This window comes from Anabaena sp. CCY 9613 (assembly GCF_963920895.1).
Classification (GTDB): domain Bacteria; phylum Cyanobacteriota; class Cyanobacteriia; order Cyanobacteriales; family Nostocaceae; genus Cyanocohniella.
Genome location: NZ_CAWUDE010000012.1, coordinates 54,742 through 73,963, shown reverse-complemented (window position 1 = coordinate 73,963; position 19,222 = coordinate 54,742). Strand labels below are relative to the sequence as shown.

Annotated in this window: 10 protein-coding genes; 1 reads left to right on the top strand and 9 read right to left on the bottom strand. The window is 41.0% G+C overall.

Annotated features, from left to right (window positions below; all coding sequences use genetic code 11):
* Positions 1–117: 117 nt before the first annotated feature.
* From ACM0OT_RS15365 to ACM0OT_RS15330, 8 genes are all read right to left on the bottom strand, one after another.
* Positions 118–3,891 (bottom strand): carbamoyltransferase C-terminal domain-containing protein, encoded by a 3,774-nt coding sequence (locus ACM0OT_RS15365; RefSeq protein WP_414565219.1) that lies wholly within the window; start codon positions 3,889–3,891, stop codon positions 118–120.
* A gap of 132 nt (positions 3,892–4,023) precedes the next feature.
* Positions 4,024–5,496 carry an ATP-binding protein gene (locus ACM0OT_RS15360; protein ID WP_414565218.1) on the bottom strand — a complete coding sequence of 491 codons (1,473 nt, stop codon included), beginning with the start codon at positions 5,494–5,496 and terminating at the stop codon, positions 4,024–4,026.
* Positions 5,497–5,658: 162 nt separating this feature from the next.
* Entirely contained in the window at positions 5,659–6,273 is a 615-nt protein-coding gene (locus ACM0OT_RS15355) for a cysteine hydrolase family protein (RefSeq protein ID WP_414565217.1), read from the bottom strand.
* Positions 6,274–6,745: 472 nt separating this feature from the next.
* Positions 6,746–7,792 carry a hemolysin family protein gene (locus tag ACM0OT_RS15350; protein WP_414565216.1) on the bottom strand — a complete coding sequence of 349 codons (1,047 nt, stop codon included), beginning with the start codon at positions 7,790–7,792 and terminating at the stop codon, positions 6,746–6,748.
* Between the two features lie 137 nt (positions 7,793–7,929).
* On the bottom strand, positions 7,930–11,991 hold the full coding sequence (locus ACM0OT_RS15345) for an amino acid adenylation domain-containing protein (RefSeq protein WP_414565215.1): 4,062 nt from the start codon (positions 11,989–11,991) through the stop codon (positions 7,930–7,932).
* Positions 11,992–12,074: 83 nt separating this feature from the next.
* Positions 12,075–13,472: an ATP-grasp domain-containing protein gene (locus ACM0OT_RS15340; RefSeq protein WP_414565214.1), complete on the bottom strand. Its 1,398-nt coding sequence runs from the start codon at positions 13,470–13,472 to the stop codon at positions 12,075–12,077.
* A gap of 89 nt (positions 13,473–13,561) precedes the next feature.
* Positions 13,562–14,395 carry an O-methyltransferase gene (locus tag ACM0OT_RS15335; protein WP_414565213.1) on the bottom strand — a complete coding sequence of 278 codons (834 nt, stop codon included), beginning with the start codon at positions 14,393–14,395 and terminating at the stop codon, positions 13,562–13,564.
* 4 nt (positions 14,396–14,399) lie between these two features.
* Positions 14,400–15,629 carry a sedoheptulose 7-phosphate cyclase gene (locus ACM0OT_RS15330; protein ID WP_414565211.1) on the bottom strand — a complete coding sequence of 410 codons (1,230 nt, stop codon included), beginning with the start codon at positions 15,627–15,629 and terminating at the stop codon, positions 14,400–14,402.
* Positions 15,630–16,911: 1,282 nt separating this feature from the next.
* Here ACM0OT_RS15330 and ACM0OT_RS15325 point away from each other — a divergent pair.
* The gene (locus tag ACM0OT_RS15325) at positions 16,912–17,631 is read left to right on the top strand and encodes a class I SAM-dependent methyltransferase (protein WP_414565329.1); all 720 of its coding nucleotides are present in this window, start codon (positions 16,912–16,914) and stop codon (positions 17,629–17,631) included.
* Positions 17,632–17,727: 96 nt separating this feature from the next.
* Here ACM0OT_RS15325 and ACM0OT_RS15320 read toward each other — a convergent pair whose 3' ends face one another.
* Positions 17,728–18,654 carry a cobalamin-binding protein gene (locus ACM0OT_RS15320; protein WP_414565210.1) on the bottom strand — a complete coding sequence of 309 codons (927 nt, stop codon included), beginning with the start codon at positions 18,652–18,654 and terminating at the stop codon, positions 17,728–17,730.
* Positions 18,655–19,222: the final 568 nt, after the last annotated feature.

Genomic DNA, 19,222 nt, shown 5'->3' with positions numbered 1-19,222 from the left:
GAGGAAATGACCACAACCTTATGAAGATTAAAATCAAAGGGAAAAATACCCATAAAAAAATCCCCGATTTGTTGAATATGTCGGGGATATGAGTTTTTTCTATTTACTGCCACCTATCTACCTTAAATAGGAAGAAACACAGGTGGGGGTTGTTTTAGTTTGCAATTCTTCAATGGTTAATCCATGAATGGGTGCCGGGTCATTTAATCGGCGATTCCGGTTAACATTGGGTGCTTCCACAGTTAAATAAAGGATACCCTTATAAATTAATTCCCGCAGCCATTCTTGGTTAGTTGCGGTGACGTAAGATGCCCACGTAGGTTGGCATTGATTGACATCTTGCAACAAGCGATACATTTGTTCACTAATGGGATAAGTGGTGAAATAAGGATTATTGGGAGCAAATAACTCAATTTGGCGTTCTCCAGTTCGGGGACTCGTCTCTAATCGGAATCGCAAATCTGGAGACAGTGCCAAAAAGTAATCTTGGATTGGCGTTGCTTCTAATAACTGCCGTTGCTGGAAATATTCTTGTACTTGCTGGTGAATTGGCTGATGGGGATTGTGGATTGTGCGGCTGTAATATGAGCTTGTAGTATCCCGACAAATGAGAATATAACCAAAGTTGACAGCCCTTAAACCAGTGGTATGGAAATTTTGTAGCCATTGGTCTAACTCAGTGTTGTATTCATCCCAAGTCTGATTAAAAGCTGTATGACAGTGAGGCACTGAGAACAGAATATCATTGCGATCGGCAGTTCCCAACACTAATTTGTGGGCGGCTCCACCTTGCCACCAATGTTCTAATTTAGACTCATACTCTTGAATATTCACTAAATCTGTGACAATAAACAGTCTGCCATTAGGTGTCAGGTATTTAGAACTTTCAGAAATAATGCGGGCCAAAATATCTTCACCAGTTAAGCCGCCATCCCGGAAGCGACATTGCTGACTGGGGCTAGGAACAAATGGGGGATTGGCCAAAATAGTATCGAACTGGCCAGAAGTTGCTTCGTATAAATTGCCTAAACAGAAGTGAGTGTTACATATGCCATTGAATTGAGCATTAAACCGGGCAAAGCGAATTGCTCGTGGGTTAATATCAATGCCTACCACTTCTTGAGCATAACGACTGGCTACTAAGCTTTGAATGCCACTACCACAGCAAAGATCTAAAACTCTTTGGGCTGGATATTGGGGAGCAGTGTAAACTAATCCCATGCTGTCCATACCTACGTACATCACAGCATCTTCGTGAATCTCATCTTCTGCCAAGATCATGTAGCGATGATCAGTAACTAAATATAGTCCGGCAACACTAAATAAATCAACTCTTGATACCCAGTTTTCACCTCGTCGAATTAACAAACCCAAACTACATAAAGTTGAGAATAACTCATTACCAAAAATTTCTTGTAATTTGCTTTTGGTTAATGCACCCCGCAGTAAGAATAATCGAATCAAGTCTCCTAATACAGATTGCGGTAGTTTGTGGCGATCATAATAGTGCAGGTATGTCGGCTCAATATTTTGCTGTGAGGTAACACCTAGTAACTGGCAAATATTAGCTTCGTTATAACCTGCTTGGTGTAGACATTCATACAAATGGCACAGAATATGTCGGGCAGAAAAATTTTCATCTTCAAAAGGTGCCAAGGTGCGCTCTGAGGCCAAAGGTAAAATTGAATCTGTAGTCAAAAATTGAACGTAGGGAGATGCAGGTTCTAATCTGTATTTACGCAGTTGTTGATTTGCCCATTCAATTTGTTGTGTAAATTCCCGTTGAGTCAGACGCAGATCAATTCGCATTTGTTCTAAGCTATTCATGGGTGCATTCAGCACAGCTAGCAACAACTGAACTTCTGCAAAAGTGTAGCTTGAGGGGGGTACTTGTTGTTTGAGATCGACCAGAGTCGATTTGTTTAACGGGTCAAGTAGTAGAATGACATCACTAGAAAGCTTTGTCTGCAATGAACCAATGAACGGGTTTTCTGGAAACAGTTCGCTGGTTTCTTTATATTGAGCGCCCTGGGCAGAAAGTACCTGCAACTCTTCTGGAGTCCAAGGACAACCCACCGTCTGACCAAAGAATAAGGCCTGGTCTAGTTTTGCCATTAAATCAGTAACATCAGGTGCATGGGGGGGTAGTCCATGAGGTAGTATAACTTCACCAACCTTTGTCAGATGCTCTTCATAACTACGCACAGGTACATGTCGTTTAGAAATCCAAAAGTTTTCTATGGCTAAATAATCAATATCTGTACCCAGAAAGGTGGCGATCGCCTCTAATGTTGTTTCGATAATTGGCTGACCTGCTACATTAAAACTGGTGTTGAGTAACACAGGCGGCCCCTGGCGTTCTTCTACCAATTTGTAGCAAAGTCGATAAAAGTAAGGATTTTCTGATTCTGTAACTGTTTGCACCCGTCCTGTACCATCTACATGGGTAATGGCTGGTAATTTCTCTTGAGATTCTGGCTTCAATGGGGGTACGAGTAACATAAACGGGGCGGCAACTTGCTGCTCAAACACCTGAGAAACTGCTTCTACAGGAATCACCGGTGCGAAGGGACGAAATGCTTCGCGGAACTTGACCCGCATATTTAAAATGTCTTTCATTCTTTTAAAGGTAGGGTCAGCCATAATTGACCGATGTCCCAAAGCTCGTGGCCCATACTCGGCACCACCTTCAAAGCGAGCCACAATACTGCCTTGTGCTAGGGCTTTAGCACTACGAGCAATCATCTCATCTGTAGTTAACTCCTCCACCTGAATAGAATCTTGGAAGTGTTGAATTGCCTGAGTAATTTGCTCACGGTTATACTGACGACCAAGGGTAGCCCGTGTTAGAGATACGCGCTTTTGTCCCGCGCCGACAGTGTGGTATGCCCATAAAGCACAACCGGCAGCAATGCCACTATCTCCGGCTGCGGGGAAAATAAAAATATCATCCAGTTGTAATTGGCGTAAAAGTTGGTAGTTAGCTACAGAGTTCAAGCCTACGCCACCTGCAATACATAGCTTTCGCAGTCCGGTACGTTTGATAGCCAAACCGACAATATGCAATAGTGCTTGTTCTAATTCTTTTTGCACCTTATAGGCGAGGTCAACCAAATAAGGACGTAGGTAAGGTTTGCCTTCTCCATTGTCATAACGCTTTTCTAGTGCCGCGACTTCCAAAAAGATATCGTAAGCAGAAATTTTCAGGCTATAAGAATCTTTTACAGTCCGAATCCAAGAATGCCAATTGATTTGGTCGCCGCCGTAGGGAGCTAAACCCATGAGTTTGCCAGCTTCGGCGTGCTGAATTTTATCGCCAACTTTGGTCACAAACCCAGCTTTGCGAGTGATGTACTCATAAACAAAGCCGAGGGTGGAAAGTTGAGCTAAATGAGCTGCAACCATTTCGTTATGCAGCGTTGTAATTGTCTGTCCCCTGCCTTCATAGAGGGTATAAGATTCGGTGCAATGGGCGGGAGTGGTGCTACCTGTAGCATCTACAGCCAAGATCAATGCTTCATCAAATCCTGAAGGCCAGTAGGCAGAATAGGCGTGAGCTAAATGATGGCTAGGAATTCGCATCACTTTATCCGTAATTTCCGCAGGTAATACCCGACGCAGAATATCAGGGGCACAATCATAGCCAGGCATATTAGCCGTGATTGTCGCCAAATCGCTCATAGTGATGTGACAAGCATCCAAACAATAACGCATGGCTTCTGCGGGAATCTGCATTTGGGCTGCTACACCAGGAGCATGAAGCATATAACCAGGACTATATTTGTGGCGGTCTAAACGTTCTTGCTCAATAGCCACCGCAATTTTCCCATCCTGAGCGATGGCCACTGAGCGCTCATGCCCTAAATTAATTCCCATATGGTACTGTGACATTGTTTTATCTTTTCACTCAATAAGTGTTAATAAACAGAAGCTTTCTGCCAAATCATGACCGAACAAAAATTCTCTTGAACTGCCGTTATGAGTCAAGTGAGCGGCGACAATGTACCCATGTAGTCTAAAAATCTAGTTTGAATGTGAAAGCGAGATTGGCAACTTAATTAAAAACTCTGTTCCTTTGCCTAACTCTGAAGAACATTCCAACATGCCACCGTGCTTTTCGACAATTATTTGGTAGCTGATGGAAAGACCTAAGCCTGTCCCTTGACCCACAGGTTTTGTCGTGAAAAAGGGATCAAATATGCGCTTTTTAATCAATTCAGTCATACCAGTACCATTATCAATTATCCGAATTGCCACATAATCATCACAAATAACTTCGGTGTGAATTCTAATGGTGGGGATGAAAGAAGATAGTTCTGTTTCTTCCTCCGGTATTAACTGAAGCTGAGTTTCCTCATTGATTACTTCAGACTTACAGCGAGATACTACCGCATCAATGGCATTACTCAGCAAGTTCATAAACACTTGATTTAGTTGTCCTGCATAACACTCCACCTGTGGCAATTCGCCGTAATCTTTAATTACTTGAATAAAGTGGCGATCGTTAATTACCTTAAGACGACTATGTAAAATCATTAAAGTACTATTAATTCCTTCATGGATATCCACAGGTTTAATTTCTGCTTCATCCAAACGAGAAAAATTTCGTAAAGAAAGTACAATTTCGCAAATTCGATCTGCTCCCATTTGCATAGAAGTCATGAGTTTAGGTAAGTCTTCAAGTAGGAAAATGAGGTCTATTTTTTTGATTTGTTTTTGAATATCCTCTGCTGGCACAGAATAGTTTTGATGATAGAGATTCACTAAATTCAATAAGTCTTTAATATAATCATTCGCATGAATTATATTGCCATAAATAAAGTTGATTGGGTTATTAATTTCATGAGCTATTCCCGCAACCAACTGCCCTAAACTCGACATTTTTTCTGCTTGAATCAGTTTAGTTTGGGTTTGTTTAAGTTCCTTTAAAGTCGCTTCTAGCTGCTGTTTTTGCTCCTTCAGTTGCTCTCTTGACTGTAACAGAGTCGCTTCTGTCTGCTTGCGTTCTAGGTTCTCAACCCGCAATTGTTTAATTCGCATTTGTAGTGCTTCATTTGCTTCCTTCAAAGCAGCCTGCGCTCGTTTACGATCAGTAATATTCGTTAAAGAGCCACATATTTCTCCCTGATCTTCAGAACGGGCTGATAACTCTAACCAGACAATCTCTGAATTTTTATGATGAAAACGTAATTCTCTACCTGCCAAATCCTGGTTATCATACATTTGATTCAAAAAATTCAACCAAACTTCTCGATCTTCGGCATGGAGATAATCATCGATGGGGCGATTTAAACATTCCTCAGCACTATAACCCAAAGTCATTGTCCAAGCTTTGTTCAAAAGTGTAATATTACCTGCTTGATCACATTTAAATACAATCTCACGTAGATTTTCAACTAACTCTCGATAACGCCGTTCTGATTCTGATATTTTTTCAATTAAACGATATTGAATCTGCGTATGCAGCTCGTTATCAGCTAACAAATCTGGCTTCATAAACTTTTATATTGGTAGAAGTGACAGGAATTATAAAAAAAGTATTTCTATCATTCCCAAAACCCTATGAGAGAAGCAAAACTACTTGTAGCAATTTATAGGAAAAGAATTAACTATTCCCTATCTCTACGAGTAAAATTGCTATTTACAGAAATTTCTGGTTTAGATGGCAACAGTTAACTGTAGATGACTGAGTAGTTCTTTGTGGGTTATTACTTCTGCATACAGCGGAAAAATATTACTACAATAAAACTCTTGCTCAAATACGGTACGGGCTGAAGTGCAGTCTGACAAAATTGTCACATGATAGCCTTTTTCGTGAGCAGATCTACCAGTAGAATCAATACATATTGATGTTACAGCACCTGCTAGAACAACCTCTGTGATTCCTCTCTCTTTAAGAATTTCACCAAGATTGGTATTGATGAAAGCGTTAAATCCGCGTTTACCAGGTACTTCTAGTATTCTTTTTTGAAAAGGTATTAACTCTTTAATTGTTTCTGATCCAAGAGTTCCCATTTGAAAGGCATTGACTTCTTTAATTGTTTTCAGAATACCAATTGGCTCAATTAATTCTTCATAGTTAGGGGTAAAGAATATGGGAGTCGTGACTATTAGTGCAGATGTGGAAAACAGACACTCCAGAAGATGAACTGTATTTGATATGACATTTGTGACTTTCGATGATTCCTCTACCACTCGATATAAAATGCCATCAGGTGAAAAATAATCATTTTGATATCCAATAAGAATCAAAGCTATTTTTTCAGATTCCATAGTTTGTTTATTAGGTTACGCAATATTATTGAAGTTTTTAGTCAAATTTAATTTTGATGAAATTGGTAGAAGAAGAAAGCACGTATTCTGAAAATATTGATATTTATATTGTAGTATTTACTCGCTTAAGCGCTAATGTGATTTGTACTGATTTTTATCTAATTTCTATCTTTTTGGCTCAGAGGTAGGGTTTGAAAATAAATAAATAACCTACACTCAATTAACTTTTTGATTTCTTTAGATAAAGCAGTTTAATTATGAAAGATCTTTATGAAATTTCAGATATAACAGGAATTACGCAAAATCCCGCCATTTTTTTGCGATCGCAGCAACGCAATGAGCGCAAATATACCCCTAAGTCTGAGAAATCAGGGGTTACAGCTTGTTCGTTCCTAATACTCTATAATCCCTAGCAGATTTAGCACTTACAAAGTGGCTGGCAAGGATTTAATTATAAATTAGAAAATACGCCCTAACTTGGATTAGCAATATTAATAGATTGCAACATTTTTTCGCGCTTTTTACGGGCAATTTCTTGTAAATCAACCGTTCTATCAGTCTCATCTACAATTTCACCAGTAATCACTTCCAGTACATCTTCCAAAGTGACTACACCAGCAACATCACCGTATTCGTCAACTACAACTGCTAAATGTTCACGCGCTTCTATAAAGTTTTTTAATAGTTTATCTGCCCGAATTATTTCTGGAACAAAGTGAACTTTACGAGCTAAATTTGCGATTTTTTCATCGTTATTACCTTCTACCATCGCTGTGAGTAAATTTTGCTTTAAGGCAAAGCCAATAACTTGATCTATAGATTCATCGACAACAATAATTCGGGTATGTTGGGAGGCAATAATATCTTTTTTTGCTTCTGTGAGGGTCAGATTACCGCGTATATATGTCAGCATAATTCGGGGTGTCATCAAGTCGGCGGCGGTGACATCATTTAACCTAAACACCCGTTGAATCATTTCTGCTTCATCACTTTCAATAATTCCCTCTTGTTGGCCAATATTTGCTAGTAGTTTAATTTCAGCTTCATTGGTTGTTGGTCGTTTTTTGACTTTAAAAAACCTTGCCGTCAAATTTTCAATTATCCACACTAAAGGTGTAAAGATAATCGAAAGTCCGGTGACAGGTAAAGCCGCCAGTAAAGCAATTGATTCCGAATAGCGTTCTCCAATTGTCTTGGGAATGATTTCTGCAAAAATGATAATTAAAAAGGTGAATACCCCCGAAAATATACCCAGCCAGGTATCGCCTAAAATTTGAGTGGCAATGCTACCTGTAAGAATACTACCGACTATATTGAAAATATTATTAAGTATGACGATAGTGGCAATTGGGCGATTCATATTTTCTCGAATTGCCAAAAGCGCCACAGCCGAAGGATTGTTTGATTGTGCTAATTGTCGGACTTTCAGGGGAGACACAGAGAACAGCGCCGTCTCTATGCCCGAACAAAGCGCTGAACCGATAATCACAACAAGTACGACGATGATAAGCTGGAGCATACAGGTTCCCAATTATGGGAATGGTAAAGTTGGGGCTAGCGATCGCTCATTGATGCGCTATCTTGCCAATTTAAGTTATGGTTTTTCTATTCTACCCGGAATATCGGGAAAACTACCTCCAACTCAAAACCACTAATTTAAACCAAATATTTCTTTAAACGTTCTGCGAGAACTTGCACATGAGGTTCCAGCACAAATGAGTAGTGATGTCCAGGTACTTTACAAATCTCTATTTCATCTGCTGCTAGTACTGAAAACAACTCAACCCAAACTAAAGTCGGGTCGGGAGCCATAACGTGTTTTTCACTGGCTCTAAATACAGTGACTTTCCCTGGATAGGGACGACGTTGGTAGGCATAGGTAGCTTTTAATGTGCCTACAAGTACTTCTAAAATCCGGCGATTATTTTGCCGCTGAACGGTTGGCGGGAATATTTGGGCTTTTTTGGCTTTGTCGATAATATAGTCGATTTTTTCTTCTATATTCAGGTGGGCAATTTCTTCAGGCTCTACTAAATTATCTTGACCAAACATACCGCCAAAGACGCGAGATACAACACCTACTAAGTAGGAATTATCAATTTTTTTGGCTTTGTCTAGCAATATTGGGACATAAGAATCTAGCACTGCTAATAAAGAAACTTCTTGCCCCTGCTGGATTAATTGTTGCGCTACTTCATAAGCGACAACGCCCCCAAAAGACCAACCACCTATTTGATAAGGGCCTTCTGGTTGAACTTTTTGTATGGCTTTGACGTAAAGACTAGCCATATCTTCTATTGTGTCTAGGGGTGCTTTTGTTCCATTAAATCCTTGAGCTTGTAACCCATAGAATGGTTGCTCAGTACCCAGGTAACGAGCTAAATTAACATAGCATAAGACATGCCCTCCGGCTGGATGAACACAAAAGAAGGGACGTTTACTGCCTTGTGGTTGCAGAGGAATAATTGGAGAATCAAAATCTACTTCGTCTGATGAATTGATAACTTCTGCTAATTTTTCAATTGTGCCATTGGCAAACAAGGTGGCTAAGGGTAAATTTCGACCAAATTGCTTTTCTATGGCATTCATTAAATGAATCGCTGATAAAGAATTACCACCAATTTCAAAGAAGTTATTGGTCACGCCTAGAGGCGATATATTTAAAATTTCTGACCAAATTGTTGCTAATTGTTGTTCTAAATCATTGCGGGGAGAAATTATAGTTTCCTTTCCCATCAAACTAGACAAATCAGGTTGAGGGAGAGAACGCCTATCTACTTTACCACTGGGGTTGAGAGGAAGTGATTCTAGAACCACAAAGGCTGAGGGAATCATGTAGTCGGGGAGGGTTTGCTTGAGAAAACTGCGTAACTCGTTGGGAGTGGGTTGCTGTTGTGGTGTGACAATATAGGCAATTAATCGTTGCTGATTTAAGTGGTCTGTTTGAGTAATCACAACTGCTTCGCGAATCTGTGGGTGTTGAGTTAACGAGTTTTCAATTTCGCCTAATTCAATCCGCAAGCCGCGAATCTTGACTTGATGGTCAATGCGTCCGATATACTCGATGTTGCCATCGGGTAAATAACGGGCTGAGTCTCCTGTTTTATATAGTTTTTCACCATCAATAAAAGGATGGGGAATAAATCTTTCTTGTGTTAACTCTGGACGGTTGAGATAACCTCTCGCAACTCCTACACCACCAATATAAAGTTCACCTGTTGTTCCTAGTGGGATTAATTGCAGATGGGAGTCGAGAATGTATAACTGGGTGTTGGCGATCGCTCTGCCTATGGGTACACTTTTTAAGATACTATCTCGCTGACACTGCCAATATGTGACATCAATGGCGGCTTCTGTGGGGCCGTAGAGGTTGTGGAGTTCACATTCCATCCGGGCAAAAAATCTGGTTTGTAGGTCAACTGGTAACGCTTCCCCGCTACAAAATACGCGTTGGAGAGATTGACAACTTTCTAAATTTTTGGCTTCGAGAAACACCTGCAACATGGAAGGGACAAAATGCAGCGTCGTGATTCCTTCATGAACAATAGTATTCACTAAATAAGCAGTATCTCGATGTCCTCCAGGTTGCGCCATCACTAAACGCGCCCCAGTCAATAGCGGCCAGAAAAACTCCCACACGGAAACATCAAAACTAAAAGGTGTTTTTTGCAGTATGCTATCTGTGGCATTCAGTTGGTAAGTTTCTTGCATCCACAGTAAGCGGTTACAAATTCCCCGATGGGTGTTCATTGCACCTTTGGGTTTACCAGTGGAACCGGAGGTGTAAATAACATAAGCTAAATTTGTCGGCTGGACGCTGGAATCAGGATTTTTATTGCTGCTGTGTGAGATAGTTTCCCAGTCAGTATCTAAACAAATTTTCTGGGTGTTTCCAGGTAAATCTTCCACCAAATGACTTTGGGTGAGTAGCACATTAGCTTGACAATCATCTATCATATATGCTGTGCGTTCCTGGGGATATTCCGGGTCAACAGGTACATAAGCACCGCCAGCCTTGAGGATTCCCAACAATCCCACAACCATTTCCAGGGAACGTTCCACACAAATCGCTACCAGTACATCTGGCTTAACACCTAAAGTTTGTAAGTAATGCGCTAACTGATTAGCGCGAGAATTAAGTTGTTCATAGGTTAAACTTTCTCCTGCAAACGTCACCGCAACAGCATTTGGTGTCAGTTCTACCTGTGTCTCAATTAACTGGTGCAAACATCGAGATAAATCATAGTCAGTTTGCGTATTATTCCATTCAATCAACTGTTGATGGCGTTCAGCGGCATTTAATAAAGGAAGTTGGGCAATACTGGATGAAGAATTATGAGCAATCGCCTCTAACAAATTTTCAAAATGCCCTACCATTCTCGTTATAGTGGCAGAATCTAACAAATCACAGTTATAGAGGAAGTTGCAAACCAGAGAATCTGACAGCGCCACCACTTCCAAAGTCAAGTCAAACTCTGTTCGCTGTTGGGTGAGATGAAAATACTCTAACTCCGAGTTTTCCACCCATAATTGTGAGAGAGTTGGTAAATCTTGAACATCCTCATAAGCAAAAGCCACCTGACAAATAGGAGGATGACTAAGTTTGAAATCTGGTTGTAGTTGTCTGACTAACACAGGAAACGGATAATCTTGATAATTAGCTGCTTCCGTACAAACTGCTTGTACCTGTTTGAGTAAATCCCGAAAACTCAAAGTATCAACAACAGCAGACCGAACAACCATCAAATTAGTCGCATTTCCCACCACAGATGGATTCTGCGAAGCCTTCATCCAACCCACCAGGATATCATCTTCACCCGTATAACGTCGCAGCAAAACTTGAAAAGCCGTCAAAAGCAAAACAGATAAACTGACATTTTCCGCCTGTGCTAAAGCTTGAAGTTGCTGATAAACTTCCCCCTCAATCTTAAATCTCTCCCCTACCCCCTGATAACTCCGCATCGCCGGACGAGACTGACTCATCGGTAAATCCAGAACAGGTAACACCCCAGATAATCTACCTCCCCAATAATCCTCCAGTTCCTTCAGCCGAGAACCCACCAACAAACCCACCTCTCGCAACACATAATCCTCATAACTCCTCACCTCTGCGTCTCTGCGCGCCATTTGCTTCTCTTCTCTACGAGAGGCTGCGCCAACGAGACGCTCCGCGAACAAGTCGGCGGAGCCGCCCAACGCACTGGCTCGACTTTGCGTGAGATTATTTCCCAACAACTCATCCACACAAACCAACAAAGAACACCAATCACAAGCAATATGATGCACACTCAACAGTAGAACATGGTCTGTAGGAGAACAACTAAATAGAGTAACTCTTGCTACCAAACCCGCCTCTAGGTTAAACGGTTGCTTCACAGATGCGAGTAAATTTTCCTGTAACTCACCATCATTCCACCCAGAAGCATCAACCTGTTCAATAGGCAACTTAGTAATATTACATACTCGCTGCATCAATTGGTTATTTTTTTGATAGTAACCAGTCCGTAAGCAAGAATGGCGAGATAAGAGGTTATGAAAGCCGGTTTTTAATGTAGAGAAATTAATTTGTGATTTTACCCTGACAGCAAAGGCCAGTTTATCAGCCAAACCTTCTGGTGCTAGTTTGTAGAGAAACCATGTTGACTGCTGGACTTGAGACAGGGGAAATGGTTTGTAGTTTTCTGCGGAATTAAGTTCGTGTTTGAGTGTGATTTGCATAGTATTAAATTTTGGATGTTGTTTCACGCAGAGGCGCAGAGTCGCAGAGGAGAGTATGAGTAAGTTTTCCCTACTCCCCTCTTCTAGTCGCCGCCTAGTTCTACTAATTTGCCGATGTTGAAGTCGATTTTTACCCAGCTTTTGAGTTGTTGCAGGTTTTTTAGTAAAAGTAAGGTAATCTGCCAGTGGTGTAAGGTTAAAAATGGTACTGGATCATCAAGTTGATAAATGGCATCAGTGCCTCGGATTAGGTTTTTTAACCAAGTTTGCAATTGTTTTAAGGAGCGAATGCCGGTGAGTCGCCAGATTTCGTGATATAGCCAATATGTGGGTTTACTATTTGCTAGGGGTTGCAGTGGTTCTGGTTGAGGAGTTTTTTCCAGATATGCTGCTGCTACGCCTGGGTGATTGTAGAACATGGTAATGGCTGAATGGGTACGGGGATTACATTCAATGGCGTAGACTTGGCCGTCTTCGGCTTGGATGAAGTCGAAGGATACTTGTCCGGTTAGTTTCAAACCTTTGACAAAGTGTTGCACCCATTCTTTGATTTGGGGATTTTCTATTTGTTCGTAGTTGATTTGAAAGGCGGATGAGTTGGAACAGCAATGCAAATTTAATTCTCCATCCCGGACTGTACTATGAGTACATAATTCCTTCCCAGGAATAAACTCTTGCATAATCCAAGGTTTTTCGGGACTGATGGGTAAACTTTTAACAAAGGCGGCTGTGGCTTCTGGGGTATCGCAGGGAAGTTTGGTTAAGTCCAAGCGGCGCACGGAATCGTAGTCAATGCTTTTGAGGATGTATTTGCGAGTTTCTTGGCTAAAGTCGAAATTGATTACTTGTTCTGGATCTGTAATTTTAAAAGATTTGGGAACAGATAAACCAAGCGATCGCGCTTTCTCGGTAAAGGCAAATTTATCATCCAGCATTTTGGTGATATCTGCATCAAAATGGAACACTTCACAATATTCTGATAATGCAGGCTTGGCTAATGAATCGTAATAGCTAGCTACAGGGCTACATACAGGCACATACACGTCAATCTTCTCTTTTTTGACGATTTCCACCAAAGCCTGAATATATGCTTCTGGGTCGCTTTGTGGTGCGGGAACTGTATAAAAACGACTTACAGCTTTCGAGAATTTATGTCCAGATAACCAGTATTTATGACTCTCAACCAAAATGACTCGGTGCCCTGCTGCATGGAAAGAACGAGCCAACTGCAAAGCCTTGGTCATCTTCGCTCCACTCACCAAGATGGTTCTCGGTTGAGTAATTACGACAAATTCCTGAATAAATAAACTACGTATAATTGCTATTGGCAGAGATAATACAACTACCAGAACATTCAACGGCAAAGCCAAAAACAATAACAATAAAGTAGCGATCGTCTTGAATAAAGCCCATATCTTCACCTTCACAGCCATCACTGGCGTTGTCGATTCAGGCAAAGATAAAGAAATCGATTGTGTCATACTCTGCGCCCCTTTGCGCTTTCCTTCGCGTTCCTTTGCATTTAACAATTCTGAGGATGGGCGACACTAGCCACCCATCCGAAAAAACCTTAAACCAAGCGTCTAATTAAAGTCACCCCATCTCGTATGGGTAACAACACCTGCTCTACACGTGGATCGGCAGCCACGACACGGTTAAATTGAGCGATCGCCTCACCATTTGCGGTACGTTGATCAGCAGGCAGATATACTTGTCCTTGCAACAAAGTATTATCGACGCAGATTAACCCGTCGGCAGTCAATAAGTTAGCCTCCAAGATCATCTGGAAGTACTCTACATACTCCTTTTTATCGGCATCAATGAAGATCAAATCAAATGACTGTTTGGCTGCTGCTAACTTATGGAGTGTCTCTAAAGCTGGTGCTACCTCCACGGAAATCTTCTCACCGTGGGGCGAATCTTGAAAACAAGCTTGGGCAAATTGAGCGACATAGGAGTCTACTTCACAAGCAATCAATCGCCCCTCACTGGGTAAGGCTTCTGCCATCGCTAAGGCTGAATACCCTGTGAACATTCCCACTTCCAGGATGCGCTTGGCTTTGGTCATATGCACAAACATCTTGAGTGTCTGTCCTTCCAAATGACCAGAGAGCATTTCTTGTTCTAGTTGTCGGACTGTTTCTCCATCACTGAAGCGTTTACTCCAATCTTCTGCACTAGTCCTCTGGGCTAATGCTGTCAAAGCACCCGATTCGGGTGTGGTGCAATCATCGAGGTAAGGATCTAATCCTGCTGCTAATTGCAATGTTTGCCGCAGAGAAGTCAATACCTCTTGAGGTATGTTATTTTCTTCTGCCGTTCTCAGCGTTTGCTGTAACTGCCATACAAGGATGCTATGAGGCGTTATTGGTCTAGCAGTGTGGCGTCCTAAAGTACTGGTCATGTATTTAAACTCCTAGTAGTTTCGATTCTGGAGTTTCAATATAGGCATCAATGCCATCGCCACCACGAGGTAATTTGGCGCATAACCGTTTGTGTTCCGCTAAGACTACATCAAGTTCTTCGCGGGTGAGGTCGTTAACAAAGAAGCACTCACCAATAGGCTTGGGCATGGCGGCGCGTTGTTTACCATCTCTTGTTAGGGTAATAGATTGGGTGGCATACCACAGTAAATCGCCATCTAGTAACGGATGATCGATTGATAGACCGATGCGACTCATCAAGCTCAAAATGCGATCGCGTTCTGCTGTGGTAATATATCCCCGTCTAGCAGCGATGGTTGCAGATAAAGCCATGTCTATATTCACGGCATGACCATGAAATAGAGGTACAAGTGGGGCTAATTCTAAGGTGGGACTCCATGTGTGACCATAGGCAATGACGCGATCTAGGTCTAGTTCATGTAGGTTCGGAGTCTCTAATTCCAACATGGTTTTGATGGCTTCATAGTTTAACTTATGAGCGATCGCTTTGAGTTCTTCTGTACCATTCACATAACCAAAGTGGGTACGCAGTAAGTCTTCGCCATATTCATCCAATAATTCAAAGACTTCTGAGTTCGCAACTACAGCTATTTTGATTAACTCTGCCATCCCATTGCGAACTTGGGCTGTAGGTAAGGTCTTTAAAAAGGAAAAGTCCAAAATAACTTTCTGCGGCGCATGATATGCACCCAGGCGATTTTTTAACTTGCGATGGTTGACTGCAACCTTAATCGCTACACCTGCATCTATCAAACCAATCAATGTGGTAGGAATGCGAATATAGTTGCTCTTGCGACGGTAAGCAGCACAAGCAAACCCGGCCACATCAGTAGTTAAACCACCACCTACAACTAAAACTGGTTCTTTGCGAACTAAGCCAAAGTCAGAAAACGCGTCAACAATTTTTTCAAAGGTGGACAGGGTTTTGGTTGGCTCAGTAATCACAATGGGAACTACGGTGAGTTCAATATCATAATGTCTAAAATATGACTTAATTTTCTCACCGTACAATTTATTGACATTGGCATCAATTACAGTCAAACAACGGCCAAATTTCTCGTAACTGTCAGCAATTTCTTTGTTATTAATGTCAAATGCACCGTTGACATAGACAAGACTAAACTCAATTTTCTCGTAACCTTCCACACGAAACTCAGCTTCCGTTGCTGCAAAGGACGCTTGTACATTATTCATTTCTGTTGACCTTGGTGTAACTAAAATTTTCATAACGACGATCTAGGCAAAACTACAAGTTTCACCTGTTATATAGCAACCACAAACTATGCTTTTGCCAGATCAAAATTCATAACCATAATTACGAATTATGCCAAAGCATCCACAAGCAGGCTTTCATTCAAAAACCCCATTGCTATTGCCGGTAATGTTAATAAAGAACATCACCTATGTATACAAATTTTGTAGGTTAATCTCTCATTCAAGATTACCTTAAGGCTAATTAACTAATCCCATACAAAAATTATCACCATTATGCTGGCGCTGATGGAAGATTGTTAATTATATTTCAGGAAATTGACTCGAATTTAGATTAACGCCATTGTTTTAATTAATAATGGCTTGCCAATTGTGCGATTCCGCAAAAATTCTATTTTAGAAACCTGCTCAGAGCAACTATTTCCCGGCTTCCATTTGAGATTACAGCCCTGATTAACGTTCTGATCACTGTTATTTAGCATTAGTCCAAAACCTTAACATCAATAAATTGGCGACACTCTGCTTAAATTAGAGTGACAATATACTTCCAGAAAGTTAACCTGCATTTGGATTAACTCTGCTATGCATCCTATCTATATTTATCTATAGTGGATTTTGACTGCCTGACTCTGCAAAAATGGGGTCACGGAAACTGTCTAGATAAATTATCTCCAGGTTTCCATTTCAGATTACAGCTCTGATTAACTTTCAGTTCGCTGTGTTTTCGCATGAGTCTCGAACCTTATATCACTAAAATTGTTACATTCTGTCTGATTCAGAATGATGGTGGACTTCTACTTTGATTCAGTTCAGTTACTATTCAGTACTAAATATACTAAGTCCGCAACTCTTGAAAATCAGAAGTTTTTATTCATCAGAGTTACTAATGACACAAATTAGTCTAACGCAATTAAGCGGCAATTTGCTATCAAGACATATTAAAAATATTTATATTTGTTTTTTTGCTTCATAATTTACTATTTCCGGCTAAAGCAATGAATAATTTTGGGGACAGTAATTTAAATAACTAGAAAAAATTAAGTATAGAATCCTACCGTGATTATATATAGTTAGTTATTTTTAATACTTAAACAAAATATGCCCTAGGGAGGCTGATATTTTGACAACAGTGATGGATGAAACATCGAAATTGTCGTGTATTGACGACCTCAAAAATAAGCGATATCGCTCGGTGTTATTTCCCAGCCAGAATGCGTCATCATAATTAATAGTGCATCGACCTGTTCTATCTGTTCTCATTCCCATGCAACAGCTATTTCCCGGAGAAGTATTCGCCAAAACAGCCGATTTTGATACAGGCATTCGCCAACTTTTACCCCGATATGATGAGATGTTGACAGTAATCACCCATTGCTTGCCTGTGACAACTCATCGCATTTTAGAATTAGGCTGTGGGACAGGGGAACTGAGTCTGAAAATTCTCCAGCGCTTTCCCGATGCCCAAGTAATTGCTTTAGATTACTCACCCCGAATGCTGCAATTTGCCGAAACTAAAATCACCGCAGCTGGATATCAACACAGGTGGACTGGCATGGAAGCCGATTTTGGCGAATGGGCAGACAATCCCAAAAAGTTAGGCATTGGGAGCGAATTTGATGCCTGTGTATCATCTTTGGCAATTCACCATCTTGATGATCAAATGAAATTAAAGTTATTTCAGCAAATTGCTGCCAGTCTCACCCAAGGCGGTTATTTTTGGAATGCAGATCCAGTATTACCGGAATCACCTACCCTCGCAGAAGTTTACAAAGCCGCGCGAGAGCAATGGGCAACCCAACAGGGAGTTCCATTAACTGAAGTTCGCGCTAAACTTGGCACCAGCAGTACACAAGGGTATTCTAGTCAAGACCAGTTAGCTACTTTAGAGACACATTTATACATGCTGACAGCATCTGGATTTAAAACAGTGGCAGTGCCTTGGAAATATTATGGTTTGGCTGTGTTTGGGGGTAGTAGAGAGTAGGGATTGGGGCGTTTGGAATTTGTGTTCGCAAAGTATACGCAGCGCAGACTTTAGATGACAATTGAATCTAACATCTCAAATTGAAATGCCCAATTTTTACAATACTTCCCAGGCGGTTCCTTTATAGCCATAATCAAAAATCTCTGGATGCAAAATTTCTGCCAAAATTTCTAGGGAATCGGCTAATCTTGGACCTGGACGATTAAAGTAGGCATTACCGTCAGTGATGTAAACTCTACCAGCCTGGGTGGCGTGGAGTTTTTGCCACTCTGGATGTTGAGTAAATAATTGGGCTTCTTGGCGAGTGCGATTTAAATCAAATCCACAGGGCATAAAGATGATTATGTCTGGATTGCTATTTATCAGTGTTTCCCAAGGTATGCGAGCCGAAGGTTTCCCAATCACACTAAACTGTGACTGTCCTCCTGCCAAATTAACGAGTTCGGGAATCCAATTTCCCGCAAACATTAAAGGATCTGTCCACTCAATACAGGAGACGGTGGGTAACTCTGTTAAAGAAAGCCCTTGAATTTTTTGCTGACATATAGTTACGCGAGCTTCTAAATTTTCTAAAACCTTAACTGAGTCTACGCCAAAGACATGACTTACGCGCTCAATATCAGTCCATACGTCTTCTAGAAGATTCGGTTGTAAGGAAATGATTTGTGGTGAAGTATGGATAAGGCTAGCAACAGCTTTTTCTACATCTTGTAGACTGACTGCACAGACATCACATTGGTCTTGAGTCAAAATGTGAGTGGGCTGTAATTTCTCTAAAACGTCTGTTTTGATTTCATAGATGCTGAGAGCAGATTGCAACAAATTATTGACATCATCGTGAATTTTGCTGCTTGCTGCTTGGGAGTTTAAGCGTGGTTGTGTACAAACAGGGAGATTTTGGATTTCTGGAGGGTAATCACATTCATGCGATCGCCCCACAATTTCATTAGTTAACCCTAGTGTTGCTAAAATCTCTGTACCACTGGGAATTAATGAAACAATTCTTACATTTTTATTGGTCATTGAGCCACCTCCAGAAGATCTGCGTATTATTTTCAATTCTTACAAATTTTCTGCATTAGGGTATCTTTCTCTAGGTGAATCTGCGGCTGTTCTGGTAGTCAGTATTTACATGGTTTATTAGTCATAATTGCTCCTTAAGTCAAACAATTTGAGATTTTGCATATCGCTAAAGCGTAAAGCCCTGATCGAGGGGGAAAAGAATCAAAGTCCCCCTTTGGGCGGGTTTCCCGACTTGTAGCAAGTGGCGTGGATTTAGGGGGATCAGATGATTTGTGTATACACGGTAGTGTTTGGAGCGGAGCGGAACATGGGTACAAGCCCCGTCCTTTTAAAACGTTTATACGGGGCAGAGTCCAAGCTTCGTCCCGGTTTTCCCCCCTGCTCCCTTGCCTCTTTTAACCCCCAAGATAAATCTAGGTACTTGTACTATGAAACAAGTATTGGTCATTATTGTAAATTGATGTTTGCCAGCTTAAACAACTGCTGCATAGGCTTATCAGACAGTCTTGGTTAATATAACCGCCCCTTAACTATGTATAGGATTTTTCATCAAGATATTATCAATCCA